This window comes from uncultured Sphingomonas sp. (assembly GCF_934560975.1).
Lineage (GTDB): Bacteria > Pseudomonadota > Alphaproteobacteria > Sphingomonadales > Sphingomonadaceae > Sphingomonas_I.
The window spans coordinates 1-24,994 of sequence record NZ_CAKTFO010000001.1 but is presented as its reverse complement, the minus strand read 5'-3'; the positions used below and the strand labels follow the sequence as shown (position 1 = coordinate 24,994).

General features: G+C 69.0%; 22 protein-coding genes and 1 tRNA gene. 3 read left to right on the top strand and 20 right to left on the bottom strand.

Going from position 1 to position 24,994, the window contains the following annotated elements; translation table 11 throughout:
* Positions 1-50 precede the first annotated feature (50 nt).
* Positions 51-126, bottom strand: a tRNA-Ala gene (locus Q0D93_RS00115).
* Positions 127-338: 212 nt separating this feature from the next.
* On the opposite strand from Q0D93_RS00115, the gene Q0D93_RS00110 reads away from it, so the two are divergent.
* Positions 339-1,328, top strand: a complete 990-nt coding sequence (locus Q0D93_RS00110) for a DUF2171 domain-containing protein (protein ID WP_294389575.1) — start codon at positions 339-341, stop codon at positions 1,326-1,328.
* 851 nt (positions 1,329-2,179) lie between these two features.
* Here Q0D93_RS00110 and Q0D93_RS00105 read toward each other — a convergent pair.
* The 19 genes from Q0D93_RS00105 to Q0D93_RS00015 form a co-directional block, all read right to left on the bottom strand.
* Positions 2,180-3,544, bottom strand: a complete 1,365-nt coding sequence (locus Q0D93_RS00105) for a tetratricopeptide repeat protein (protein WP_294389573.1) — start codon at positions 3,542-3,544, stop codon at positions 2,180-2,182.
* Between the two features lie 318 nt (positions 3,545-3,862).
* A complete protein-coding gene (ftsZ, locus tag Q0D93_RS00100; RefSeq protein ID WP_294389570.1) occupies positions 3,863-5,422 on the bottom strand; it encodes a cell division protein FtsZ in 1,560 nt (519 codons plus the stop codon).
* Between the two features lie 108 nt (positions 5,423-5,530).
* Complete coding sequence (ftsA, locus tag Q0D93_RS00095; protein WP_294389567.1) at positions 5,531-6,778, bottom strand: cell division protein FtsA; 1,248 nt, start codon at positions 6,776-6,778, stop codon at positions 5,531-5,533.
* 10 nt (positions 6,779-6,788) lie between these two features.
* The gene (locus Q0D93_RS00090; protein WP_294389564.1) at positions 6,789-7,727 is read right to left on the bottom strand and encodes a cell division protein FtsQ/DivIB; all 939 of its coding nucleotides are present in this window, start codon (positions 7,725-7,727) and stop codon (positions 6,789-6,791) included.
* Positions 7,724-8,647: a D-alanine--D-alanine ligase gene (locus tag Q0D93_RS00085; protein WP_294389561.1), complete on the bottom strand. Its 924-nt coding sequence runs from the start codon at positions 8,645-8,647 to the stop codon at positions 7,724-7,726. The genes Q0D93_RS00090 and Q0D93_RS00085 overlap by 4 nt, the downstream gene beginning before the upstream one ends.
* 111 nt (positions 8,648-8,758) lie before the next feature.
* A complete protein-coding gene (murB, locus tag Q0D93_RS00080; protein ID WP_294389554.1) occupies positions 8,759-9,658 on the bottom strand; it encodes a UDP-N-acetylmuramate dehydrogenase in 900 nt (299 codons plus the stop codon).
* Complete coding sequence (gene murC / locus Q0D93_RS00075) at positions 9,655-11,076, bottom strand: UDP-N-acetylmuramate--L-alanine ligase (protein WP_294389551.1); 1,422 nt, start codon at positions 11,074-11,076, stop codon at positions 9,655-9,657. The genes murB and murC overlap by 4 nt, the downstream gene beginning before the upstream one ends.
* On the bottom strand, positions 11,073-12,245 hold the full coding sequence (murG, locus tag Q0D93_RS00070) for an undecaprenyldiphospho-muramoylpentapeptide beta-N-acetylglucosaminyltransferase (protein WP_294389549.1): 1,173 nt from the start codon (positions 12,243-12,245) through the stop codon (positions 11,073-11,075). Before murG ends, murC begins: the two co-directional genes overlap by 4 nt.
* Positions 12,242-13,396, bottom strand: a complete 1,155-nt coding sequence (locus Q0D93_RS00065) for a putative peptidoglycan glycosyltransferase FtsW (protein ID WP_294390633.1) — start codon at positions 13,394-13,396, stop codon at positions 12,242-12,244. The genes murG and Q0D93_RS00065 overlap by 4 nt, the downstream gene beginning before the upstream one ends.
* 86 nt (positions 13,397-13,482) lie before the next feature.
* On the bottom strand, positions 13,483-14,757 hold the full coding sequence (murD, locus tag Q0D93_RS00060; protein WP_294389546.1) for a UDP-N-acetylmuramoyl-L-alanine--D-glutamate ligase: 1,275 nt from the start codon (positions 14,755-14,757) through the stop codon (positions 13,483-13,485).
* The gene (gene mraY / locus Q0D93_RS00055; RefSeq protein WP_294389544.1) at positions 14,754-15,824 is read right to left on the bottom strand and encodes a phospho-N-acetylmuramoyl-pentapeptide-transferase; all 1,071 of its coding nucleotides are present in this window, start codon (positions 15,822-15,824) and stop codon (positions 14,754-14,756) included. The genes murD and mraY overlap by 4 nt, the downstream gene beginning before the upstream one ends.
* Positions 15,824-17,194 (bottom strand): UDP-N-acetylmuramoyl-tripeptide--D-alanyl-D-alanine ligase, encoded by a 1,371-nt coding sequence (gene murF, locus Q0D93_RS00050; RefSeq protein WP_294389542.1) that lies wholly within the window; start codon positions 17,192-17,194, stop codon positions 15,824-15,826. The genes mraY and murF overlap by 1 nt, the downstream gene beginning before the upstream one ends.
* A 4-nt stretch (positions 17,195-17,198) precedes the next feature.
* Positions 17,199-18,629, bottom strand: a complete 1,431-nt coding sequence (locus Q0D93_RS00045; RefSeq protein WP_294389539.1) for a UDP-N-acetylmuramoyl-L-alanyl-D-glutamate--2,6-diaminopimelate ligase — start codon at positions 18,627-18,629, stop codon at positions 17,199-17,201.
* Positions 18,616-20,343: a penicillin-binding protein 2 gene (locus Q0D93_RS00040; protein ID WP_294389537.1), complete on the bottom strand. Its 1,728-nt coding sequence runs from the start codon at positions 20,341-20,343 to the stop codon at positions 18,616-18,618. Before Q0D93_RS00040 ends, Q0D93_RS00045 begins: the two co-directional genes overlap by 14 nt.
* Positions 20,340-21,014, bottom strand: coding sequence for a hypothetical protein (locus Q0D93_RS00035; protein WP_294389534.1), 675 nt, complete (start codon positions 21,012-21,014; stop codon positions 20,340-20,342). The genes Q0D93_RS00040 and Q0D93_RS00035 overlap by 4 nt, the downstream gene beginning before the upstream one ends.
* A complete protein-coding gene (gene rsmH / locus Q0D93_RS00030) occupies positions 21,011-21,958 on the bottom strand; it encodes a 16S rRNA (cytosine(1402)-N(4))-methyltransferase RsmH (protein ID WP_294389532.1) in 948 nt (315 codons plus the stop codon). The genes Q0D93_RS00035 and rsmH overlap by 4 nt, the downstream gene beginning before the upstream one ends.
* The gene (locus Q0D93_RS00025) at positions 21,955-22,479 is read right to left on the bottom strand and encodes a hypothetical protein (RefSeq protein WP_294389529.1); all 525 of its coding nucleotides are present in this window, start codon (positions 22,477-22,479) and stop codon (positions 21,955-21,957) included. The genes rsmH and Q0D93_RS00025 overlap by 4 nt, the downstream gene beginning before the upstream one ends.
* 406 nt (positions 22,480-22,885) lie before the next feature.
* Entirely contained in the window at positions 22,886-23,143 is a 258-nt protein-coding gene (locus Q0D93_RS00020; protein WP_294389527.1) for a hypothetical protein, read from the bottom strand.
* 94 nt (positions 23,144-23,237) lie between these two features.
* Complete coding sequence (locus tag Q0D93_RS00015) at positions 23,238-24,230, bottom strand: cysteine synthase A (RefSeq protein WP_294389525.1); 993 nt, start codon at positions 24,228-24,230, stop codon at positions 23,238-23,240.
* 132 nt (positions 24,231-24,362) lie between these two features.
* Between Q0D93_RS00015 and Q0D93_RS00010 the strand changes: the two genes are divergently transcribed.
* Both Q0D93_RS00010 and Q0D93_RS00005 read left to right on the top strand, forming a co-directional pair.
* On the top strand, positions 24,363-24,749 hold the full coding sequence (locus Q0D93_RS00010; RefSeq protein WP_294389520.1) for a hypothetical protein: 387 nt from the start codon (positions 24,363-24,365) through the stop codon (positions 24,747-24,749).
* A 111-nt stretch (positions 24,750-24,860) separates the two neighbouring features.
* Positions 24,861-24,994: hypothetical protein (locus tag Q0D93_RS00005; protein WP_294390631.1), on the top strand; the 134-nt coding region annotated here is incomplete at its 3' end.

The window sequence follows — 24,994 nt, the reverse complement described above, 5'->3', positions numbered from 1 at the left end:
GGGCGCTATCGGCCAAGCGGCGGCGGGGAGCAAGATGGTAGAGAAAAGGCTGGTGGAGCTGAGGGGAATCGAACCCCTGACCTCTGCAGTGCGATTGCAGCGCTCTCCCATCTGAGCTACAGCCCCGGCACCAGCGAAATGGGCGATTAGCCCCGCTTCGTCGCCGATGCAACGGCCCGCGACAAAGATTCTGCGCAAGCTGCCGCGATATGTCGTTGCAGCCGCGCGGTCGTATGTGCCGCCCAAAGGAACACCCGGAGCCCTCCAACCGTTTCCACCCCAGATCGATCGCGCGCCATGACGGGCTTGCGCGGCATCTGGAGAGACAGGAGACATCGATGGCTTACGATCGCAACGACCGACGTTATGGCCAGTCGGGCAGCAGCAATTATGGCGGCGGCCAGAGTGATCGCCACCAGAGCGATTATGGCCGGGGCCGAGACGACGATCGCGCGCGCAGCTACGGCGATTACGGCAATTATGGCGGCAGCAGCGGATCGCGCGATTATCGCGGCGAACGCTACGGCAGCCAGGATCAGGGCCGCAGCCAGAATCGCGACTATGGGCGTGATCCGCGCGGCTACGACTATCAGGATCGCGGCTTCCTCGACCGCGCGGGCGACGAGGTCCGCTCGTGGTTCGGTGACGACGATGCCGAGCGCCGCCGCCGCATGGACGAGCGGTATGACGAGCGCAACAATGACGACCGCAGCGTGGTCGGCAGAAGCTATGACCGGTCGAACCAGGACCGGTCGGGCTATGGCGCGTCGAACCGGGGATCGTCCGGCCAGGGCGGTTATGGCGCGAACTACGGATCGTCGGGCGGCCAGCAGCAGGGCTATCAGAGCCGGCACGAGCATGACCCGCATTACCGCAGCTGGCGCGACCGCCAGATGGAGTCGCTCGATCGCGACTATGACGATTATCGCAGCGAGAATCAGAACCGGTTCGAGACCGAGTTCGGTTCGTGGCGCCAGACCCGCCAGGGCCAGCGCGACCTGCTGAGCAAGGTGCAGGAGCATCATGAGGTCGTCGGCAGCGACGGCGAGCATATCGGCACGGTGGACCATGTCCGCGGCGACCGCATCCAGCTGACCAAGAACGATCAGGCCGCCGGCGGGCGTCACCATTCCATCCCCTGTTCGTGGGTGCAGTCGGTGGACGACAAGGTCACGATCAACAAGACCGCGGATCAGGCCAAGCAGCAGTGGCGCGACGAACAGCGCGATGGCAGCAGCAGCAGCAGCAGCCTGTTCGGCAAGGACGACGACGGCGGCAACACCACCGGCAACACCAATCTTAACCGGAGCTTTTCCGGCACCTACTGATCGGTGATGACTGGGTAAACGGAAGGGCCCGGCATCGCTGCCGGGCCCTTTTGCGTGCGGACGTCAGCGGGGCGGCTCGGCGGAAAGAGGCCGGCGGAGACGTTGTGCTTTTCCCATCGGCCGCAGACCGGCATCGGCCAGCGATCCGGATGGCGTGATCGTTGATGTCCGCAAGAACGATATGGATCTCGATTGGGGAAGCATCCTGCCGGGGGCGGCAGGACGATCAGGTCGGGGGGCGCGTGGGCGGACTACAAGCCCGGGCGGTGCGGAGCTTGCTGCGGGTGCAGGAGTCCGGATTCTGCAGAGCATCGCCTGCCTCCTGGGCTACTGCCTTCGCGGGAGCATACGGTGCTGGGGAGTGACAGGAGCATTTTGCGCGCCATGCCGGAAGGTGCCTACCCTCTCGGCTTCCGCGTTCGCGGGAGCGAGGGGACGCGTCGGGGTCGTCGAGGGGCGCGGACACGCCGCGAACGCCCGCGGGCTTGCGCCCGGGACGTGCGGAGATGTGGCATTCCCGAAGAAGCGTGCGACCAACGCGTTCCGCCGCCTGCCTGGTGGCGAAGGGGCGTTGCGGAATTGCTGCCTGAACCCGAAGGTTCGTGAACGCCACCCGCTATCCCCGGCACGCGGCGTTCGGCAGATCAGGCCGCAGCGCGAAGCATGCGGAAGAGACGGAATCTTGTGGCGAAGCTTCGGCGTTTGAGCACCGGACAGGCTCCGCGTCGGTCGTTCTTTCCCGCCGAGACGGGGAAGCAGGCTTTGTCCCATATCCCGGCCGGACATACGGAACGGAAAAGCGTGTACCCTATCTGTTCCGTTTTGTCAAGCCGCGGCCGGTCATGGCCGGATCAATCCAGCCGTTCGACCTCGTCCCCCGTCCTGGTGGAGACGCGGAAGGTGGCGAAGCCTTCCTTGTTGCGCTCCGACACCCAGGTTTGTGCCGCATCCGCGCTGGGAAAGGGGCCGATCATCAGACGGTTGGTGAAGCGATAATGCATCGTCCATGGCGTGCGGCCCGCCAGTTGCTTGGGCCACTTGTCCTTCAACTTGTCCCACGCCTTGGGCAGATCGGCCGCATTGGCGCCGCCCGCCACCTGCACGAAGTGGCGGGCCGGGTTCTTGCGTGCCTCCGCCAAGGCGGCCGCCTTTTCCTCGCGCTCCTGCTTGGCCTGGGCGAGCGCGTCGGCCTTGGCCTTGGCGGCGGCGCGGACCTTGGCATCGGCGCGGGCCTTGGCGGCGGTGTCCGCCTTGGCGCGGGCGGCGAGTTCGGCGGCACTCGGCTGCGGCGGCGTGGCAACCGGCGGTGGTGCCGCAACGGGCGCGGGCGCAACCGCCACCATTGGCGGCGGAGCCAGCACCGTGCGATCGATCCGCAGCTTCGGCGGGGTGACCGGACGGCTGGCCTGCTGCTGTTGCGACGGCGGCTGTTGGCCCTGTCGCTCGCCCGGAAAGCGGCCGAGATGGATGGCGGCGGCCTTGTCGGCGGCGCGCAGCCCGGCGAGGCGCGGCAGATAGGGGGCGAGTTCGGCCACCTGATCGCGCGGCATGACCAGGGCCGCGGCCGTGTTCGCGCCGGCGGGGTCGCCGGTCAGCGCCAGCACGAAGGCGCGCGTGCGCCATGCCGGCACGTCCTGCTTGCGCAACAAGGGGTCCAATGTCGCCAGCGCGGTGATGCGGTCGCCGGCAATTGCCTGGCTGAGGGCGAGGCGGCGTACCACCTCATCATTGCGCTGGGTCGCCAGCACGGCCTGATAATCGGCCTGGGCCCGCTTGGTGTCACCGCGCAGGTCGTAGGCGAGGCCACGATCGGCGGCGATGGCGGTAACCGGCATCCCCAGCTCCACCGCGTCGTGGAACAGGCGCAGCGCCCCGCGCGCATTGCCGTTCTGGAGCATGGTGATGGCCAGCCCGACCTTGACCGCGCCATTGCGTGGATCGAGCGCATCGGCGCGCGCATAGAATCCGGCGGCGGCGTTGAGGTCCCCCACCCCGATCGCCGCCTGCCCCGCGCCTGCGAGCGCGACGACATTGTCCGGCGTGGTGGCGAGGACGCGGAGATAGCGGGACAGCGCCTCCGCCTCGTCCCCCCGCGCCGCCGCCGCGCGCGCCAGCGCCAGCGACTGGGTGGCGGAGGGATCGGCGCGGACCTCCTCGGTCAGCTCCTGCGCGCGCAAGGCGGCGGGCGACAAAGCGAAAACGAGGAGGAGGGCCAAAGAAAGGGAGGTTTCACGCGACACGGGCGGCCTCATGATCCAAGCGGGACGTGTTGCAAATAGCATCGGCGCCCCTCCTCGCCAGGACGTTGCGGCGGGACGACGAAGGCTGTCGGCCGAGCGGCGGATACAGGATGACGGGATGAAGCGATCCGGGGCCGATGCGGGATCGGCCCCGACAGGTCAAAGTGCGCCGCTCCGCCTGTGGCGCCCGCGCGCATGGACTGCACGGGGATCGCAAGCGGGCCGAACATGATGGTCAGCGATCGTTGATGAAAGTGCGGATCCGCCGCGCGGCGCGGACGGCGGACCCGCCGATCAGTTTCCCTGGCGGTTCAGGAAACGCGGAATGTCGAGCGGATCGCGGCCGCGATCGTCGCCCTCGTCATCATCGGTCCCGTTGGACTTGGCCGTGCCGCGCGCCATGCTGGACATGCGTTCGAACAAGGTGCCGCCGTCGCGGGCGGTGCGCGACGCGGGTTGGCGCGACGCGGCGGGCGCGGGCGCGGCGGCGGGCTCATCCTCCTGCATCCAGCGGCGCGGGCCGGAGCGTGAAGCCGCCTGCGCGGACGTGCCCTGGTCGAAGGCGGGGATCTGTTCGTGGACCACCGGGGTCGCGCTGACCTGCGGCGCGGCGGCGCGGGGCGCGCCGGCCTGGGGCACATGAACCTGGGGTGCATGGCCCTGGGGCGCGTGGCCCAGCACCAGTTCCTCATCCTCCGCCGTGTTGCGGACCGGCTCGGCCTTGGCGGGATCGGACGCGGCCGGCTCCGCCAGCCTTACCGGCGCTTCGGCGGGGGCGGCGACGGGAGGAACGGAGTCCACGCCAGGCGCGCGCGCTTCAGTGCGGCTGCGAGGGGGAAAGGCAAAAGGCTTCGCTGGACTAGCCGTCTGCTCGGGCGCGCGGACCACGTCCGCCTCGATCCCCGTCGCCACCACCGACACGCGGATGCGACCTTCCAGATCGTTGTTGAACGCCGAGCCCCAGATGATGTTGGCGTCGGGATCGACCAGATCCTTGATGTGGTTCGCGGCCTCGTCCACCTCCAGCAGGCGCATATCCTCGCCGCCGACGATGGACACGATCACGCCCTTGGCGCCCTTCATCGACACGCCGTCCAGCAGCGGGTTGGCGATCGCCTTTTCCGCCGCCTCGATCGCGCGATTGTCGCCGGTGGCCTCGCCCGTGCCCATCATCGCCTTGCCCATCTCGCTCATCACCGAGCGGACGTCGGCGAAGTCGAGGTTGATGAGGCCCGGCATGACCATCAGGTCGGTGATGCCGCGCACGCCCTGCTGCAGCACCTCGTCCGCCATCTGGAACGCTTCCTTGAAGGTCGTGTTCGGATTGGCGATCAGGAACAGATTCTGGTTCGGGATGACGATCAGCGTGTCGACATGCTTCTGCAGCTCGGCAATGCCGGCGTCGGCGGAGCGCATCCGGCGCGCGCCTTCGAAGCTGAACGGCTTGGTCACAACGCCGACGGTCAGGATGCCCTTGGCGCGCGCCGTCTTGGCGATCACGGGCGCCGCGCCGGTGCCGGTGCCGCCGCCCATGCCGGCGGCGATGAAGCACATGTGCGCGCCTTCCAGCACCTTTTCGACCTGGTCCAGCGTCTCTTCGGCCGCGGCGCGCCCGATTTCGGGACGCGAGCCGGCGCCGAGGCCCTGCGTGATCTTCATGCCGAGCTGGATGCGCTGTTCGGCCGGTGACGCGTTCAGTGCCTGCGCATCGGTGTTGGCGACGACGAAATCGACGCCCTGCACTTCCGACGTAATCATGTTCGCGACGGCATTGCCGCCAGCCCCGCCCACGCCGATCACGCTGATGCGGGGCTTCAACTCATCAACCTCGGGCCGGAGGAATTCAATCGCCATTCGTGTGTCTCCAGTCGCCGGAACGCTCGCAGCCGGAATCTGCCCCAAGTGATTCGCGCGCGCGAGTGATTTCTGAGATTACCGCACTCTTTCCGGGGATAGCCAGAGCTAGTAGTTGCTGCGCACCGCTTGAATCAGTCGGTGCACCATGCCCGTGGGCGAAAGCCGGGTGACCGGCTGCTCCTCGATTGGGCGGCGCAGGTCGATCGGATCGCTGGCGGCGTAGAGCGCCAGCCCCGCCAGCGTGGTGAAGCTCATCCCGGCATGGGCATCGGGCAGCCCGATCAGGCCGCGCGGACGCCCGATGCGGACGGCGCGGCCGAGTACCCCCTGCGCATATTCGGCAATGCCCTTCAGCTCGGCCCCGCCGCCGGTCAGCACCAGGCGACGCGCGATCGGGCCGGAGAAGCCGAGTTCCTTGAGCTTTTCCTCGATCGCGGCGAACCATTGGTCGAGCCGCTGGCGGATCACGCCGATCAGTTGCGCGCGGGTGATGCGGACCTGCTCCGCCCCGTCCGGTCCGCCCGCCGCCTCGATCATCTCATGATTGTCGCGCGGCGCGGTCTGGGCCGAGCCCTGGACGCATTTCAGCCGCTCCGCCTGCGCGCGGCGGAGGCCGAAGGTGGAGGCGATATCGTCGGTGATCTCGCCCGAGCCCATCGGCAGCGAGGCGAGCCCGACCAGCAGCCCGCCGGCGAACAAGGACACGTTGGTCACACCCGCGCCGAGTTCGACCAGCGCGACGCCCAGTTCGCGCTCCTCCTCCGACAGGCATGCCATGGCGGTGGCGATGGGCGAGGCCACGACCGACTTCACGCCGAGATGGGCCGAGCGGATGCAATGGTCGAGGTTGCGGATCGGCGAGGGATCGCCCGACACGACGTGGATATCGACGCCCAAAGTCTCCGCATGGAGGCCGAGCGGCTGGCGCACGCCCTTCAGCCCGTCCAGCGTGTAGAGCGTGGGCTGGGCATGGAGCACCATCCGCCCGTCAGGCTCGATCGAGTTGCGGCCGGCGTCGAGCAGTTCGTCGATGTCGCCCTGCGCGATCCGCTGACCGCCGAGGCCGACCTCCACCGAGGCGACGTCCGAATAAAGCCCGCCGGCGGAGAAGCTGACGAAAACCTCGTCAATGTTGGTGCGGGCGATGGTTTCCGCCTGCTCCACCGCCTCGCGCACCGCCTGTTCGGTGCGCTGCATGTCGGTGATGTAGCCGTGCTTGACGCCACGGCTTTCGCGCTGGCCGCTGCCGAGCACCTGCAACCCGCCCTCGGTCGGCTGCACGATCAGTGCGGCCACCTTGGACGAGCCGATGTCGACGGCGGTGATCAATCCTTCGCTGCGGGGCTGGGCCATGTGCGGTCTCTCAGGTCGATTGGCTGCCGGGCGCGAGCGGGGCCGCCGCGCCGGCGGAGGGCGTGTCATGTTCGCCGACGCGCACCACGATCTGCCCGGGATTGCGCATGTCGAAGCGGAGGTAGCCCTGGCCGAGCAGGCGTTCCTGCTGATCCTTGCGGACGAAGGTGGCGAGCGCGGCGCGGGCGCGGGCGTCCCCCTCGGGCAAAGACAGGGTCTCGCCCGACTGGAAACGTATGTCCCAGCGCCGCTCACCCACCCAGGTGGCGCCTTCGACCAGGGTCTTGATGGCGGGCTGGGTCGCGATCAGGGCGTTGAGGCGCGCGATCTGCCGCTCCGCCCCCGGCCCGATCACCAACGGCAGCTGCACCGGCATGGTGCGCGGGTTGACCGGGGCCAGCACATGCCCCTCCGCATCGATCAGCGACAGGCGCTGGTTGCGCTGGAGCACGGCGGCGGGCGCGCGTTCGACCAGGTCCACCGCCAGCGTATCCGGCAGGCGGCGCGACACGCGGGCGTCGCCGATCCAGCCGAGCTGGAGCAACTGGCCGCGCAGGTCCGACAGGTCGACCAGCGGCATGTCCTGCCCCTGCGCCTGCATCACCACGCGATAGACCTGGTCGCGATCGACATGGGTGCGGCCGCTGATCTGGATGTTGCGGACGACGAACCCCATGCGGCCGAGCGCGTGCGAGGTTTCCAGCCACAGCATCTGCGGCACGCCCATCGCGATCACCCCGGCGACGCAGGCCACGCCCACGAACAGGCCGAGCGACCAGTTGCGCAGCCGGCGCACGAAGTCCTTCGGCAGCGGCACGGCGGCCAGCAGCTTGGACATTTCGCGGCGCGGACCGGGGCGTCCGGCGGTGGGACCGCGTGTGGGACGTGCGTTGCGCCCGCTGGCCGGACGCCGCGACGAACGCACCGTGACCGCGGGCGCGCGGCTCACGCCAGCGCCTCGTCGATGATCGCCTGCACCAGGGCTTCGTAGCTCATGCCGATCAGCTTCGCCTGTTCGGGCACCAGGCTCAAGGGCGTCATGCCGGGCTGGGTGTTGACCTCCAGCAGGAACAGGCCGGCCTCCCCCGCCTCCTCGTCCCAGCGGAAGTCGGAGCGCGACGTGCCGCGGCAGCCGAGCAGGCGGTGCGCCTCCACCGCCATGGTCATGCAGGCGGCGGCGATGGCGTCCGGGATCTGCGCGGGGCAGACATGGGTGGTCATGCCGTCGGTATATTTGGCGTCGAAGTCGTAGAAGCCGGACTTTGGCACCAGCTCGGTCACGCCCAGCGCGCGGTCGCCCAGCACGGCGGTGGTGAGTTCGCGGCCCTTGATGAAGGGTTCGGCCAGCAAAGTATCGAAATGCCGCCACGGCCCCTCCACGTCGCGGCCGATCGGGTGGCCGTGATTGCCGGTGTCGGTGACGATGGCGACGCCGACCGATGAGCCTTCGTTGACCGGCTTCAGCACGTAAGGACGCGGCAGGGGATCACCCTCGAACAGGCTGGCGGAGGTCACCACCCGGCCGGCCGGCATACGGATGCCGTGCGGGACCAAAGCCTGCTTGGTCAGTTGCTTGTCGATCGCGATGACGGAGGTGGCCAGACCCGAATGGGTATATTGCAGGCCCATCAGGTCGAGCATTCCCTGAACCGTGCCGTCCTCACCCGGCGTGCCGTGCAGCGCGTTGAAGACGATGTCGGGCTTCGCCTCGGCCAGGCGCAGGGCGACGTCGCGGCCCATGTCGATGCGGGTGACGCGGTGACCCAGACTTTCGCAGGCGGTGGCGACGCCCTCGCCCGACACCAGGCTGACGGCGCGTTCGGAGGACCAGCCGCCCATCAGGACGGCGACGTGGAGGGGTTGGGTCATAGGATTAGTGCGTCGCCCCTGCGCGGGTAGGCGCTATGTCCGCCCCTCCCCGCCATTGCGTGTTCGTTAGAGAAACGGGCCCCTGCCTGCGCAGGGGTGACGGGATAGTGGTCATGCGGGCACACCCACCCGCTGGATTTCCCATTGGAGGTCGACGCCGCTGTCGGCCTTGACGCGGCGGCGGACCTCCTCGCCCAGTTCCTCGATCTCGGCCGAGCTGGCGGCGCCGAGATTGAGCAGGAAGTTGGTGTGTTTTTCCGACACTTGCGCGTCACCGTTGCGCAGGCCGCGACAGCCGGCGCGGTCCACCAGCTGCCAGGCCTTGTGGCCGGGGGGATTCTTGAAGGTGGAGCCACCGGTCTTGGAGCGGAGGGGCTGGGACGCCTCCCGCTCGGCGGCGATGCGATCCATCTCGCTCTGGATCGCGACGGGATCGCCGGCAACGCCCCGGAAGGTGGCGGAGACGACGATCGCGCCGACGGGAAGCTCGCTGTGGCGATAGGTGTAGCCGAGGTCGGCCAGCGCCAGCGTGCGCCGTTCGCCCGAGCGCAGGATCACGTCGCAGGCGACCAGCACGTCCCGGACCTCGCGCCCATAAGCCCCGCCGTTCATGCGGACGAAGCCGCCGACCGTGCCGGGAATGGAGCGCAGGAACTCGACCCCGGCGATGCCGGCATCGCGCGCGGTGGAGGAGACGAGGATACCGCTGGCGCCGCCGCCGCAGCGGAGCGTGGTCGCATCCAGCCGCCCGACCTGCGCGAACGCCTTGCCGAGCCGCACCACCACGCCCGGCACGCCGCCGTCGCGGACGATCAGGTTGGAGCCGAGGCCGAGCCCCATCACCGGTGTCGCGGGATCGAGATCGGTTAGGAAGGCGGCGAGATCATCCGCATCCCTGGGCTCGAACAGCCACTCGGCCGCACCGCCCGCCTTGAACCAGACGAGCGGCGCCAGCGGCGCCTGCGCGGTCAGGCGGCCGGCCACGCGCGGCAGAGCGGCGGCGTCGGTCATCCCCGGCGGGCCGCGACGATGGCGTCGGACAGGCCGGCCGCCCACTTGGTGATGTCGCCCGCGCCGAGGCAGATGACCATGTCGCCCGGCTGAACCAGCTGCGCCAGATCGGCCGCGAGCGCATCCGGGCCGTCCACCGTCTGGGCGGCGCGGTGGCCGCGCTGCTTCAGGCCGGACACCAAAGCGGCGGCATCGACGCCTTCGATCGGCTGCTCGCCCGCGGCATAGACCGGCGCGACATAGACCATGTCGGCTTCGTTGAAGGCGGACTGGAACTCCGCCATCAGGTCGCGCAGGCGGGTGAAGCGGTGCGGCTGGACAACCGCGATCACGCGGCCGCGCGCGCCTTCGGTCGCGGCGGACAATACAGCGCGGATCTCGACCGGGTGGTGGCCGTAATCGTCGATGATCGTGGCGACGCCGCCGTCCATCGGCACCTCGCCCACCTTGGTGAAGCGGCGCTTGACGCCCCCGAACTTGCCGAAGCCGGTGCGGATGACGTCGTCCGCCACGCCCAGCTCCAGCGCCACGCCGATCGCGGCGAGGGCGTTCTGGACATTGTGGCGGCCGGGCATGGGCAGTTCGATCCCCTCGATCGAGCGGCTGGTGCCGTCGCGATGGCGGATGATCGCCTCAAACCGGTTGCCGCCGGGCACGGGCGTGACGTTGACGCCGCGCACGTCGGCCTGCGCCGAAAAGCCGTAGGTCACCACGCGGCGGTCGCGCACCTGCGGCAGGATGGCCTGCACCTCCGGATGATCGAGGCACATCAGGGCCGCGCCGTAAAAGGGCACGTTCTCGACGAACTCGACGAACGCCTCCTTGACCGCATCGAACGAGCCATAATGGTCGAGATGTTCGGGATCGATGTTGGTCACCACCGCGATCGTGCCGTCGAGACGGAGGAAGGAGCCGTCGCTCTCGTCCGCCTCCACCACCATCCAGTCGGACGCGCCGAGCCGGGCGTTGGAGCCGTAGCTGTTGATGATGCCGCCGTTGATGACGGTGGGATCGACCCCGCCCGCGTCGAGCAGGGCGGCGACCATGGAGGTGGTGGTGGTCTTGCCATGCGTGCCCGCCACCGCGACGGTGGACTTGAGGCGCATCAGTTCGGCCAGCATCTCCGCCCGGCGGACCACCGGTACGCGCGTTTCCAGCGCCAGCTCGACCTCCGGATTGCCGCGCTTGATCGCGGTGGACGTGACCACCACGGCGGCGTCGCCCAGATTGGCGGCGTCGTGGCCGATCATGACCTTGATGCCGCGCTTGCGCAGACCCTCGATCACATAGCCCTCGGCCACGTCGGAGCCCTGCACCGAGTAACCGAGATTGTGCATAACCTCGGCAATGCCGGACATGCCGATGCCGCCGATCCCGATGAAGTGGATCGTGCCGATGTCGGTGGCGACGCCCTTCATGCCGCGCCCCCGGTGGCGAGCGTGGGCGCGGTGCGGCCGGTGCGGCGGTCGTCGCCGATCCCGTCCATGACCGGCGGACGTCCGAAGCCCTCGACCAGATCAGCCAGATCCTCGGTCGCGCGGGGGCGGCCGCACGCCTTGGCGAACGCCGCGGCGGCGATCAGGCCGTCCATGTCGCCGGCGAAGCCGGTCACCTCGGTGGCGAGGCGTTCGGGCGTGAACTCCGCCTGCGGAATCGCGCGCGCGCCGCCCTGCTCCGCCATTTCGCGGGCATTGGCGGTCTGGTGATCGTCCATCGCGCTCGGCAGCGGCACCAGGATGGCGGGGCGGCCGGCGATGGTCAGCTCGGAAATGGTGGACGCGCCCGCGCGGGCGATGACGAGATGCGATTCGGCAAGCACTTTGGGCAGGTCTTCCAGATAGGCGGCCAGCGTGGCGTCGATGCGGAGGCGGTCATAGGTGGCGCGCACCGCGTCCAGATCCTCCGGCCGACATTGCTGCACCACGCGCAGGCGGGCGCGCAACTCCGGCGCGAGCAGGCCGAGCCCTTCCGGCACGACGGTGGAAAGGATGGTCGCGCCCTGGCTGCCGCCGGTGACGAGCAGGTGGAGCGGCCCGCGCGGCGCCAGATCGGGGAAGCGCGCGCGGCCGATCGCCTTCACCTCCTCACGCACTGGGTTGCCGACCAGATGCACCTTGCGCGCGAACTTGCGGTTCAGCCGCTCCACCACCGGGTAAGCGGTGGCGATCGCATCCACCCGGCGGGCGAGCAGGCGGTTGACCCGGCCGAGCACGGCATTCTGTTCGTGGACGGCGGTGGCGACGCCCGCGTCCAGAGCGGCGAGCAATGCGGGGAGTGCGGGGTATCCGCCAAAGCCGACCACGGCGGTCGGCCGAAACTCACGATACAGCCGCCGCGCCATGGCACGCCCGGCACGGATGCCGCGCCACGCCTTGAGCCAGCCGAGCGGCCCGCCCTGAACCCGGCCGGCGGGCATGACATGCACCTCGACCCCGTCGAACAGGCCGGGAATGCGCTTGCCGCGTTCGTCGGTGACCAGCGCCACGCGATGGCCGCGCCGGACAAGCTCCTCCGCCAGCGCATGGGCCGGCATCATGTGGCCGCCGGTGCCCCCGGCAGCCATGATAAAGTGGCGACGCACAGTCACTTCTGTCCCCAGGTCACGGTGTAAGGCGAACGCTTCAGAAACGGGTTGGCGCGGGTGAAGGCCAGCAGCAACCCGAAGCCGATCGACAGCGCGATCATCGACGATCCGCCATAGGAGATGAACGGCAGGGTCATGCCCTTGGACGGCGCCAGATGGACGTTGACCAGCATGTTGATCAGCGCCTGGAACCCGAATTGCGCGGCAAGCCCGGCGGAGGCCAGCATCATGAATTCATCCTCCTCGCGCAGCAGCTTCATGAACACGCGCACGACGATAGCGAGGTAGATCGCGGCGATGGCGAGGCAGGCGACCAGCCCGAACTCCTCCCCAATCACGGAGAAGATATAGTCGGTGTGCGGTTCGGGCAGCTTGAACTTCATCGTGCCCGCACCCGGACCGGTGCCGATCAGGCCGCCATTGGTGATCGTGTTGTAGGCCGACACCATCTGGTAATCGTCGACCTGCCTGGACGCGTCGCCGATCTTGAGGAAGGCGTTGATCCGCATCGTCGCGACCGGATACCACAGATAGGCGCCGGCGATGGCGGCGAGCCCCGCGCCACCCAGCGCCGCCAGCCACTTGATCGCCACGCCCGACAGGGTGACCAGGGTCAGCCACACCGACACGAAGATCACGGTCTGGCCGAAGTCCGGCTGCTTCATCAGGAATGCGGCGATCAGCGCGAGCAAGCCGAAGCTGAGGGGCACCACCGGCAATTTGTCGTCCTTGGCCTTCAGCGACAGCAGCCACGCGACCGCGACCACGAACAGGGGCTTCAGGAATTCGGACGGCTGCACCTGAACCGGGCCCAGGAAGATCCAGCGTTGCGCGCCGTTCTTTTCCGCGCCGCCCATCACCGGCACCAGCATCAGCATCAGCGTGAACAGCGCGGCGCCGGCCAGCGCCAGCCGACGCGCCATCAGCTTCGGCAGCATCGACACGGCGATCATCACCGGCACCGCCAGGCTGGTCCAGACCAGCTGCCGCCAGAAATAATAATGCGACGGCATGGTGTAGTGCGTGTCGGAATAGCGCACCGCCGCCGCTGGCGCCGCCGCCGCCACCGCGATCAGGCCGATGCCGATCAGCAGGGTGACCAGCAGCAGCAGCACGCGGTCGGTTTCCCAGAACCAGCGGCCGACCGCGCTCATGTCGCCCCGGCCGAAGCGTTCGCCCCGCCGCCGCGCCAGCGCCCGGCGGCGCAGTTCGGCCTGGCCGAGACGTGCCGTCGTCGCCATCAGAGCGCCTCCACCGCCGCGCGGAACGCCTGTCCCCGCGCCTCGTAATCGCTGAACTGGTCGAAGCTGGCGCAGGCGGGCGACAGCATCACCACCTCCCCCGGCCGCGCGGCGGCGGCGGCCTGCGCCACGGCTTCGGCCAGCGTGCCGCTTTCGGTCACGGGCTTGCCCGCGTCGCGGAGGATGCGGGCGAACAGCGGGCCCGCCTGCCCGATCGTGTAGCCGGCCACGACATGGTCGAAATGCGGCGCGCAATCGTCGAGGTCGTCGGTCTTGGGCAGGCCGCCCAGAATCCAGTGGATCTTCGGATAGGCGGCGAGGGCCGGAGCGGTGGCGGTAGCGTTGGTCGCCTTGCTGTCGTTGACGAACAGCACGCCGTCCCGCTCGGCCACGCGCTCCATGCGGTGGGGCAGGCCGGGATAGGTGCGCAGGCCCTGCTCGATCGCGTCATCGGACAGGCCGAGCGCGCGGGCGGCGGAGATGGCGACCGCCGCATTCTGGGCATTGTGCGGCCCCTGCAAGGCCGGCCAGCGGGACTGGTCGGCGATGTCGGTCGAGCGTACCTCAACCGCGCGCGCCAGCCGGGCGGCGACGGCGCGGGTGCGGTCGTCCTCCACCGCGATCACCTTGGTGCCGGTGGATGTTGTGAACAGGCGCTCCTTGGACGCGGCGTAGCCCTCGAACCCGTCGTAGCGGTCGAGATGGTCGGGCGTGATGTTGGTCAGCACCGCCACGTCGCAATCCAGGCTGTGAGTCAGGTCGATCTGGTAGCTCGACAATTCCAGCACGTAGACACCGCCAGCGGCCAGCGGATCGCGGCCGAGGATGGGCAGGCCGATATTGCCGCCCATCAGGCTGGGCACGCCCGCCGTCTGGAGGATGTGGTGGATCAGCGCGATGGTGGTCGACTTGCCGTTGGTGCCGGTGATGCCGACCACCTTGTGCGGCGGCAGGTCGGCCCGGGCCAAAGCGAACAGTTCGATGTCGCCGATCACCGGCACGCCCGCGTCGCGCGCCTTGGCGGCGATCGGATGGGTGTTGAGGGGGACGCCGGGTGAGACGACTACGCCGTCAAACTCCGCCAGATCGACCTCCAGCGGGTCCGCCAGGGCAAGGCCGGGGCGCAAGGCGAGCTTGGCGCGCGCCTCCTCCCGCCCGTCCCAGGCGGTGACGGCGGCGCCGCTCGCCAGCAGCGCCTCCACCGTGGCGAGACCGCTGCGGGCGAGGCCGAGGACGGCGTAGCGGCGGCCGGAGAAGATGGGGCTCGTGATCATCGCAGCTTCAACGTGGCAAGGCCGGCCAGGGCCAGCACGAAGGAAATGATCCAGAAGCGGATTACCACGGTGGGCTCGCTCCACCCCATCTGCTCGAAATGGTGGTGGATCGGGGCCATGCGGAAGATGCGCTTGCCGGTGCGCTTGTAGAAGAACACCTGCAGGATCACGCTGACCGTTTCCAGCACGAACAGACCGCCGACGATCAGCAGCACGATTTCGTGATGCGCCGTGACCGCGATCGCGCCCAGCGCCCCGCCCAAGGCGAGGCTGCCCGTGTCGCCCATGAAGACGGCCGCCGGCGGCGCGTTGAACCACAGGAAGGCGAGGCCCCCGCCGATGATCGCGGCGGTGACAATGGTGAGGTCGCCCGCGCCCAGCACGTGCGGGATGCCGAGATAGGCGGCGAAGCGCGCATTGCCGACCAGGTAGGCGATGACGAAGAACGCCAGGCTGGCGATCACCACCGGCATGGTGGCGAGACCGTCCAGACCGTCGGTCAAATTTACCGCATTGCCGAAGCCGACGATGATGAATGCCGCGAAGAAGATGTAGAGCGGACCCAGGTCGATCACCGGCCCGCTGTAGAAGGGCAGGTACAGGATGGTGCTGTTGCCGCTGGTGATGATCCAGGCGGCGATGCCGGCGATGACGAATTCCAGCAGCAGCCGCACCCGGCCGGGAATGCCGGCATGGCTGCGCTTGGTCACCTTGTCATAATCGTCGAGGAAGCCGATCGTCCCGAAGCCGAGCAGCACCAGCAGGCACGCCCAGACATAGCGATTGTCGAATTCCATCCACAGCAGCACGGAGGCGGACACCGCCGCCAGGATCATCAGCCCGCCCATGGTCGGCGTACCGACCTTGGCGAGGTGGGTCTGCGGCCCGTCCGAGCGGATCGGCTGCCCCTTGCCTTGGCGCACGCGCAGCCAGCCGATGAAGCGCGGGCCGATCAGCAGGCCGATGAACAGGGCCGTCAACGCCGCCGCGCCCGCGCGGAAGGTGAGGTAGCGGACGAGATTCAGGATATGCGGAAAGCCGAGCTGCTCCGCGATCAGGTACAACATTATACGTGCCCCCTGACCAGCGCGTCGACCACGCCGGCCAGTCCAACCGAGTTTGATCCCTTGACGAGTAGCGCGTCGCCCGGCGCGACCAGGCGCAACGCCTGGGCCGCCGCGGCGGCGGCGTCGGGCACATGGACCAGTTCGACCCGGCCCTCAAGCGCGTCCGCCAAAGGTTTCATCTCCGTACCGACGAGCAGTGCCACCGCCACGCCGGCTTCCCCGATCGGCCCGGCCAGTTCCGCATGGTGGCGCGCCTCGTCCGGCCCCAGCTCCCGCATGCTGCCGAGAATGATGACGCGCCGGCCCCGCTCCGCCCCCAGCATCGCCAGCGTGGCGCGCATGGAGGCGGGATTGGCATTGTAGCTTTCGTCGATCAGCAGCGCCTGGCCACCGCCGGGGGAGAGAATATGCCGCCGGCCGCGCCCGGCCAGCCCCGCCATGTCGGCCAGCGCCAGCCCGGCGGCGGCGAGATCGCCGCCCGCCGCCTCGACCGCCGCCATCACCGCAAGCGCATTCACCACCCAATGATCGCCGGGCATGGCGACGGTGAAGCTGACCTCCGCATCGCGCATCCGCGCCTGGACGAAGGTGCCGCGCGAGGTCTTCACGCCGTCGCGCGCGCGAACATCCGCGCCGTCGCCATGGCCGAAAGTCACGATCGCGCCGGCATGAGGGCGCGCCGCCGCGATCAGGCGGTCGCGATGCGGACTGTCGAACGGAATGATCGCGGTGCCGCCCGGAGCGAGGCCCTGAAAGATCTCACCCTTGGCGTCGGCGATGGCCGCTTCATCGGCGAAGAACGCCCCGTGCGCCAGCGCGACGGTGGTGACCAAAGCCACGTCCGGGCGGACCAGTTGAGTAAGGCCGGCCAGTTCGCCGGCATGGTTCATCCCCATTTCGAACACGCCGAAGCGGGTGTCACGCGGCATCCGCGCCAAGCTGAGCGGCACGCCGACATGGTTGTTGTAACTCTTCAGGCTGCGATGCGCGCGGCCCGGCGCGGTGCGGTCCAACGCGGCGAACAGCGCCTCCTTGACGCTGGTCTTGCCGACCGAACCGGTGACGCCGATCACCTTGCCCGCCGCCCGCGCGCGGGCGGCGGTGGCGAGTGCGTCCAGCGCCTGCGCCGTGTCCGCGACCAGGATGTGGGGGCCATCGACCGGCTGGGAGACGAGCAGCCCGCCCGCGCCCTGCGCCAGTGCCTGCGGCACGAACCGGTGGCCGTCGGTCGCCTCCCCCTTCAGGGCCACGAACAGGTCGCTGGGCCCGACCTCGCGCGAGTCGAAGGCGACGCCCGACAGGTCGAAGTCGGCGGACGCGTGGCCGCCGGTGGCGGCGGCGACCTCGGCTGCGGTCCACAGCGGGGTCATGGGCTCAGCCGGCACAGTCGCGCGCGACCTGGACGTCGTCGAACGGCAGCACCATGTCGCCGACGATCTGGCCCTGTTCATGCCCCTTGCCGGCGAGCAGGACGATGTCGTCGGCGCCCGCCGCCGCGATCGCTGCCGCGATCGCCTCGCGCCGGCCGCCGATCTCGATCGCGCCGGGTGCGCCGGCCATGATCTCGCGCCGGATCGTGGACGCGTCTTCGGAACGGGGATTGTCATCGGTGACGATGACGTGGTCGGCAAGGCGGGTCGCGACCTCGCCCATCTGCGGGCGCTTGCCGCGGTCGCGGTCGCCGCCGGCGCCGAACAGCACGATCAGCCGCCCGGCCGTGTGCGGACGCAGCGCGTCGATCGCCGCCTCCAGCCCATCCGGCGTATGGGCGTAATCGACATAGATGGGCGCGCCCGCGCGGCTGATCGCCGCCCTTTCCAGCCGGCCGCGCACCGGCTGCACCCGAGCGAGCCGGGCCAGCACGTCGCCGACCCCGGCCCCACCGGCCATGACCAGCCCGGCGGCGGTGAGCGCATTGGCGGCCTGATAGGCGCCGATCAGCGGCAGCTTGACCGTGTAGGTCTGCCCGTCATGCGCGATCGTCAGCGTCTGGCCGAGTTGGGTCGGCTCACGCGAGACGAGCCGCAGCGTCTCACCCGCGGTGCCGACGGTGATGAGGGCCAGGTCCCGCTCGCGCGCCAGTTCGGCCACGCGCATGCTGGCGGGATCGTCCATCCACACCACGGCCGCGCCGCCGTCCGCCACCACTTCGGTGAACAGGCGCAGCTTGGCCTCCAGATAGGCCTCCATCGTGCCATGGTAATCGAGATGGTCGCGGCTGAGGTTGGTGAAGGCGGCGGCCTGCACCGGCAGCCCTTCGGTGCGGAATTGCGACAAACCGTGGCTCGACGCTTCGAACGCGACATGGCTGACGCCCTCGCGCCGCAGCCCGGCCACGTTGGACAGGAAGGTGACCACGTCGGGGGTGGTAAGACCGGTCGATACCTGATCGTCGGCAGTGGTAACGCCCAGCGTGCCGATGGATGCGGCATGATGCCCGCCCATCCGCCACAGCTGGCGGGTCAGTTCCACCGTGGAGGTCTTGCCGTTGGTGCCGGTGACGGCGACCACCATGTCCGGGAAGGGCGCGAAGAAGCGGGCGGCGAGCCGCGCGAAGGTGCGGCGGGGTTCGGATTCGGCGATGTGCACCGCGCCCTCCACCACTGCTTCGGGCCGGGCGACGATCGCGACCGCCCCGGCGGCGATGGCGGCGGGGATATAATCCTCGCCGTTCACCTGGGTGCCGCGAAAGGCGCCGAATATGGTGCCGGGCGCGACCTTGCGGCTGTCGATGGCGAAGCCGGTCACGCGCGGATCGTCCGCGAGGTCGGCGGGCGGCGGTCCGGTCAGGTCACTCAATTTCATTTTTGCCGGGCACCTTCTTCTCCATGATCAGGGGCATCAGATCGGAGACGTCGATATCCTTGGTCATGTCCGGCCGGATGCCGAGCAGCGGGCCGATGCGGGAAATCACCTTCTTCTCCACCGGCGCCACGTTCCAGCCGGCCGTCTTGAAGCCGAAGGTCTCCTTGGTCGCCTTGGGATCGTCGAGCATCGTCACGACAACATAGCGCGGCTGGTCGAGCGGAAACACCGCCGAGAAGGCGGTCAGGTTGGCGCGCTTGGAATAACGCCCCCCTTCCAGCTTTTCGGCGGTGCCGGTCTTGCCGCCGACCCGCAGCCCCGGTGCATCGGCATTGCCGCCCGTGCCCTGCAACACCACCAGCCGCATCAGCTGCCGCACCCGCCAGCTGGTCGCCTGCGACACGATCCGGCGGCTTTCCAGCGGCGCGCCGGGCTTGTGCTTCAGCAGGGTGACGGGGTGCCAGATGCCGTCGTTCGCCAGCGCGGCATAGGCCTGCGCCAGGTGGAGCGGCGTCACCGCGATGCCGTGGCCGTAGGCGGTGGTCATCAGGGTGGTGCGCGCCCAGAAGCTGGGAAATTGCGGCTTGCCGCGCTCGAACAATTCGATGTCGGTCGGCTGGTCGAAACCCAGTTTCTTGAAGAAGGACACCGCGCGATCGACGCCGATATCGTCCGCCATGCGGGCGGTGCCGATGTTGGACGAATAGACCAGCACCTCGGGAATCGTCAGCCAGCGGCCTTTGGGGTGATCGTCGTGGATCGAAAAGCCGCCCACATGCAGCGCGCCGGTGGCGTCGTAACGCTGCGCCATGTTCCTGACCACGCCGGTCTCCATCGCGTTGGCGACGGTCAGCATCTTGAAGGTGGAGCCGAGTTCGTAGGTGAAATAGGTCGCCTTGTTGGCGGCGTTCAGCACGTCGCGGCCGGGCGCGTTGGGGTTGAAGGACGGCAGCGAGGTCAGCGCCAGCAGCTCGCCCGTCTTGATGTCCAGCACCACGCCGCTGGCGCCCACCGCGGAAAACTTCACCATCGCCGCGTTGAGTTCGCTTTCCAGCGCGGCCTGCACGCGGCTGTCGATGGAAAGCGACACCGGGCCGTCGAAATGCGCGCCCTTGGCGATGCGCTGCTGCAGCACCTTTTCCATGCCCGCCTGGGCGACGCCGTCGCGGTCGATATAGCCGAGGACGTGGCCGGCCAGTTGCGCCTGCGGATAGAGCCGGCGCTGCTCGCGCAGCAGCATCAGGCCGGGATCGCCGATCGCATTGACCTGCATCGCCAGCTCCGGCGTGGCGGGGCGGCGGAGATAGACGAACTTGCGCTTGGAAAAGAGGATGCGGCGATAATAAGCATAATCGCGCTCCGGCAGCAGGGCCGCCAGCTTCTCGGCGATGGCCTCCCGATCGCCGTTGATCTTCTGCGGATTGACCGCGATCACCCAGGTGTTGATGCCCGTCGCCAGCCGCACGCCGTTGCGATCGACCATGTCGGGCAGGTCGAAGCTGGGCGCGGCGACATGGCGACGGCCGTCATCGCCGCCGAACAGGCAGATCTGCACCAGCCGCGCGGCGATCACGCCGGTCACCAGCATGAACAGCAGCATCAGCACCATCAGCCGCTGCTGGACGATGCCCAATTGCGGCTGAGCCTCCAACGCCGGCGGAGGCGCGAACGCGATGCGGTCGCCCGTGTCGAAGCGGGAGAGCGGCGCGTTCACCGCCCCGCCTTTGCGTCCGCTTTCCTGGTCGCCTTGCCGGCCTTGTTCTCGGCCGCCACCAGCGCGCCGATGTCATGGGGCAGCAAGGATGAGGCGCGCGCCCCCCGCCGGGTCACCGCCGGCAAGGGCTGGGGCGGACCCAGGCGATCCTCGCCGGGCTGCACATAGGCCGCCTGGTGGAGCAAGGGCTGCGGCGGCGGGGCAACCGTCGCCACGGCGCGCTGCACCACCGGCACCGGGACCGAGACCGACGGCGACACCCGCACCGGCGCGGGCTCCGCCGCGCGGACGGGCGAATCCGGAGTATAGGCGACATGGTCAGGCGCCATCTGGCTGGTCACGGCCGGGTTGAGCGGCAGGTTGGGATGGCCGGCACCGCGCCCTTCCAGGCTGGCAAGCTGGACCCCGTCGGCCACGAACTGCTGCGGGATGGGCGCGGACAGGGCCAGCACCTCGTTGTTCCAGCGTTCCAGCTGGCCCATCCGGGTGCGCGCATCCAGCTCGATCGACAGCTTGGCGATGTCGAACCGGGCGCGCACGATCTTTGCATCCAGCCGCGCCACGTTGGCGCGTTCCGTCGCCACCGACTGCGAGACAAGGTAGCAAAGGAGCGCCGCCGCGGCGACGAAGGCCCCTTGCCAAACCGCGCTCAGCCGAGACGCGACGATCATGATGCGAAACCTTTCTTGGATGGATGCCAGGGGGAAGCCGCCGTGCGCCGGGCGACGCGCAGGGTGGCGGAACGGGAACGGGGATTGCGGGCAAGCTCGCCCTCGCCGGCGCGGACCGGCTTGGCGACCGCGTCGAAGCTGGCGGGCGCATGGGCGATTTCCGGCAGGTGGCGCGACCCGGCCGGCGCGCTCGACCTGTCCTTGAGGAAGCGCTTGACGATGCGATCCTCCAGGCTGTGGAAGGAGACGATGGCCAGGCGGCCGCCGGGCTTCAGCACGCGTTCGGCCGCGGCCAGGCCGTCCTCCAGCTCGCCCAGTTCGCGATTCACGTGGATGCGAATCGCCTGGAAGGTGCGGGTGGCGGGATCCTTCTTGTCATGCTCGCGATAGCCCAGCGCCTTGCGCACGACCTGCGCCAGTTCGCCCGTGCGGGTGATCGGGCGGGCGGCGACGATCGCGCGGGCGACGCGGCGCGACTGCCGCTCCTCACCCAGGTGGAACAGCACGTCCGCAATCTCGGCTTCTTCGGCGGTGTTGACGAAGTCGGCGGCGCTGGTGCCGGACTGGCCCATCCGCATGTCGAGCGGGCCGTCCGCCTGGAAGGAGAAGCCGCGATCGGCGCGGTCGAGCTGCATGGACGACACGCCGACGTCCAGCGTCACGCCGTCCACCGCATCGATGCCGCGTTCAGCCAATTCCTCCGCCAGCCGGGAATAGACGTCGGGCACCAGCTGGAGCCGGCCGTCGCTTTCGGCCACCAGCGGCTGGCCTTCGGCGATCGCGTCGGGATCGCGATCGAACGCCACCACGGTCGCCCCGGCCGCCAGCAGCGCACGGGTGTAGCCGCCGGCGCCGAACGTGCCGTCGACATGGATCTCGCCAGCCTGGGGCGCGAGCCCGGCGATCACCTCTTTCAGCAGGACGGGGATGTGCCGCTCGGTCATTTGCGCCGCTCACCGATCAGGTAGGCGAGCTGCTCCTGCGCCGCAGCCAGGCGGGGATCCTGCTGCATGGCGAAGAGCGCGGGCGCCCACACTTCAAAGGTGCGCCCGGCGGGGAGGAAGAAGGCCAGATCGGTGATGCCCGCCTTGTCGCGGAGGAAGCCGGGCAGGACCATCCGCCCGTCGGGATCATAGGTGACGGTCCAGGTGGCGCTGAACGCGCCGAGATCGGCCTCGTGCATGCCGAAGATGTCGTCGCTCTCGGCCGCAGCGGCGGCGGCGCGGCGCTTTTCCAGCCCTTCGATGATGAGGCTGGCGACGCTGTTGTCGAAGCCCAGCAGGCAGGGACGGTCGGGGTGGACCAGGAAGGTAACGACCTTTTCCACGGGCATGTCGCTGCCGGCAGGGCGTTCGCGCTGCTGCCGCTTCTCGATGGTGGAGCGATAGCTGGACGGCAGGGACACCCGTCCCTTCGCGTCGACCGCGTTCAGCGCGTTGCCGAGAAAGAAATCGACGATCGCCACGCCCAAGGACCCCGCTGCACGGCGCCGGCCGGGGTGACCGGAGCCGCTATCGAACCGTCGGACCAGACCCGCTTTGCATCCCCGCGATGCCCGTCCGCCGATCGACGATGTGGGGCATAATATGGATCAGCATGGATCGCAACGGGATTGCATGGGCAAAGCTGTGAATTAGATCGGCGCGGGGCATCCACACCCCCACGGGAAATCGTGAGAAATCCGCCGCGATTCATGCTTTGTACTTTGTGGATAAGTCTGTCGAATAGTTTGTACGGGGGTCGGACGCATGGGTCGACATGGGCGCGTCCATGGATCGGCATGGATCGGGCTGGAGCACCCCGAACGGGCGCACGTCCCCGCGGCGGACGGGCGTCCGCGCAAAAACGGTCAGGAGATTCGGATCAGGAGATCACGGATTCGCGCGCGGCGCGGCGGCGTTGGCGGATGCCGCGTCATCGATCGGCGGCAGGTCCACCACCGCATTGTCCGGCACGGGATTGCCGGGCGCGACCCCCAGGTCGGCCAGCGGATCGTTGGGCGCGGCGCTGTTCTGGGCGGCGACATTCTCGCCGTGCCGCCCCTCCGCCGCGCGCAGCACGATGGTTGCGACCGCCACCAGCAGGAACACCCAGGCGAGGCCGATCAGGCCGACGCGGACGCGTTGCATGTCGCTCCTCCGCCGGATCGGGGGCACAAGGTCGGGATCGCCATGCATGAAGAATAGGGCTCGGTTCGTCGCTTGTGAACCTCTCCCCGCCGGGTCAGCGGCGTAGCCATTCCGGGGCAGGCAGCCCCTTGCCTGCCAGCCAGGACGGGTTGAACACGGTGGACAGGTAGCGCATCCCGCTGTCGCACAGCATCGTCACGATCGTCTTGCCGGGGCCGATCGCCCGGGCCAGCGCCATCGCCCCGGCGACGTTGATGCCCGACGACAGGCCGACACACAGCCCCTCGTCCCGCAGGAGGGCGAACATCTGCTCCAGCCCCTCATGGTCCGAGATGCGGAAGGCCATGTCGACCGGTGCGCTTTCCAGATTGGCGGTGATGCGGCTCTGGCCGATGCCCTCCGCCACCGAACTGCCCTCCGCCCGCAGCTCGCCGCGCGTATAATGGTCGTACAGCGCCGCGCCGTGCGGATCGGTCAGCGCAATCACCACCGCCTCGTTCCGCTCCTTCAGGCCCAGGCCGACGCCCGCCAGCGTGCCGCCGGTGCCGGCCGCGCAGGTGAAGGCATCCACCCGCCCGCCCGTCTGCGCCCAGATTTCCGGCGCGGTGGTGCGGATGTGGGCCATACGGTTGGCGGTGTTGTCGAACTGGTTGGACCAGAAGGCGCCCGGCGTTTCTTCCGCGATACGGCGCGACGTGTGCACGTAATGGGCGGGGTTGGAATAGGAAGCGGGCGCCACCTCCACCAGCTCCGCGCCGAGCGCGCGTAGCGTGTCCTTCTTCTCCTGGCTCTGCGTTTCGGGAATCACGATCACGGTGCGATAGCCCTTGGCGTTGCCGATCAGCGCCAGGCCGATGCCGGTATTGCCGGCCGTCCCCTCCACGATCGTGCCGCCGGGCGCGAGCAGGCCCTGCGCCTCCGCATCCTCGATGATCCACAAGGCCGCGCGATCCTTGACCGATCCGCCGGGATTCATGAACTCGCACTTGGCCAAGATTTCGCAGCCGGTCGCGTTGCTGGGCCCGGCAAGGCGGACGAGCGGCGTGTTGCCGACCAGCGCCGGCACGCCATAAGCGGGAGTGATCATGACGACAGGCGATAGGGAAGCCGCCCCCGCGCGGCAAGCAAGCTGAGCTTGTTCCAAGCGTTGCAGCACTTTGCCGCAAAATAGGACAATGTCCTTGACACGTGCTGCGCACGCGAAAGAATGCGCCTTGCCATGAAGCACCGCATCCTCAGCGCCACGCCGCTCGCCGCCCTCCTCCTTCTCGCCGCCTGCAACTCGCAGCCGGAGACGATCACGGCCGGGGATTCCGATCCCGACGCCAACACCGTCGCCGCCGCGCCGCCCGTGAAGCTGCCGCCGGCGATGCTGGCCAGCAAGACCTATCGCTGCAAGGACAACAGCCTGGTCTACGTCAACTGGTTCAACGACAATGTGACGGCCAACATCCGCACCGACAAGGAAGGCGCGCCGACCGCGCTGACCGCGCCGGCCGCGGGCCAGCCGCTGACCGGCGGCGGCTTCACCGTCGCGGGCACGCCCGACGCCAAGGCCGTCACCATCACCCGTCCGGGCAAGCCGGCCCAGTCCTGCGACGCCTGATCCACACGTCATCGCGTATGAACGGGCCGGTGGGAGCGATCCCGCCGGCCCTTTTTCTTTGCCCGCCTTTTTCTTTGGACGATGGCGCGCAGTGGGCTAACGGCTCGGCGCATGAGCGAGATCACGCCTGCCATCGTCGCCGAGCACGGCCTGTCCCCCGAAGAATATGACCGCGTGCTCAACGCACTCGGTCGCGAGCCGAACCTGGTGGAGCTCGGCATCTTTTCGGTGATGTGGTCGGAGCA

Coding starts and splice junctions, on each gene's coding strand:
- Q0D93_RS00110 (WP_294389575.1), top strand. CDS start 339: ATGGCTTACGATCGCAACGACCGACGTTATGGCCAGTCGGGCAGCAGC.
- rsmH (WP_294389532.1), bottom strand. CDS start 21,958: ATGACCGAGCGGCACATCCCCGTCCTGCTGAAAGAGGTGATCGCCGGG.
- Q0D93_RS00020 (WP_294389527.1), bottom strand. CDS start 23,143: ATGCAACGCGTCCGCGTCGGCCTGATCGGCCTCGCCTGGGTGTTCCTG.
- Q0D93_RS00010 (WP_294389520.1), top strand. CDS start 24,363: ATGAAGCACCGCATCCTCAGCGCCACGCCGCTCGCCGCCCTCCTCCTT.
- Q0D93_RS00085 (WP_294389561.1), bottom strand. CDS start 8,647: ATGACCCAACCCCTCCACGTCGCCGTCCTGATGGGCGGCTGGTCCTCC.
- murB (WP_294389554.1), bottom strand. CDS start 9,658: ATGACCGACGCCGCCGCTCTGCCGCGCGTGGCCGGCCGCCTGACCGCG.
- ftsA (WP_294389567.1), bottom strand. CDS start 6,778: ATGGCCCAGCCCCGCAGCGAAGGATTGATCACCGCCGTCGACATCGGC.
- Q0D93_RS00015 (WP_294389525.1), bottom strand. CDS start 24,230: ATGATCACTCCCGCTTATGGCGTGCCGGCGCTGGTCGGCAACACGCCG.
- Q0D93_RS00045 (WP_294389539.1), bottom strand. CDS start 18,629: ATGAAATTGAGTGACCTGACCGGACCGCCGCCCGCCGACCTCGCGGAC.
- mraY (WP_294389544.1), bottom strand. CDS start 15,824: ATGTTGTACCTGATCGCGGAGCAGCTCGGCTTTCCGCATATCCTGAAT.
- Q0D93_RS00035 (WP_294389534.1), bottom strand. CDS start 21,014: ATGATCGTCGCGTCTCGGCTGAGCGCGGTTTGGCAAGGGGCCTTCGTC.
- ftsZ (WP_294389570.1), bottom strand. CDS start 5,422: ATGGCGATTGAATTCCTCCGGCCCGAGGTTGATGAGTTGAAGCCCCGC.
- murF (WP_294389542.1), bottom strand. CDS start 17,194: ATGACCCCGCTGTGGACCGCAGCCGAGGTCGCCGCCGCCACCGGCGGC.
- murC (WP_294389551.1), bottom strand. CDS start 11,076: ATGAAGGGCGTCGCCACCGACATCGGCACGATCCACTTCATCGGGATC.
- Q0D93_RS00065 (WP_294390633.1), bottom strand. CDS start 13,396: ATGAGCGCGGTCGGCCGCTGGTTCTGGGAAACCGACCGCGTGCTGCTG.
- murD (WP_294389546.1), bottom strand. CDS start 14,757: ATGATCACGAGCCCCATCTTCTCCGGCCGCCGCTACGCCGTCCTCGGC.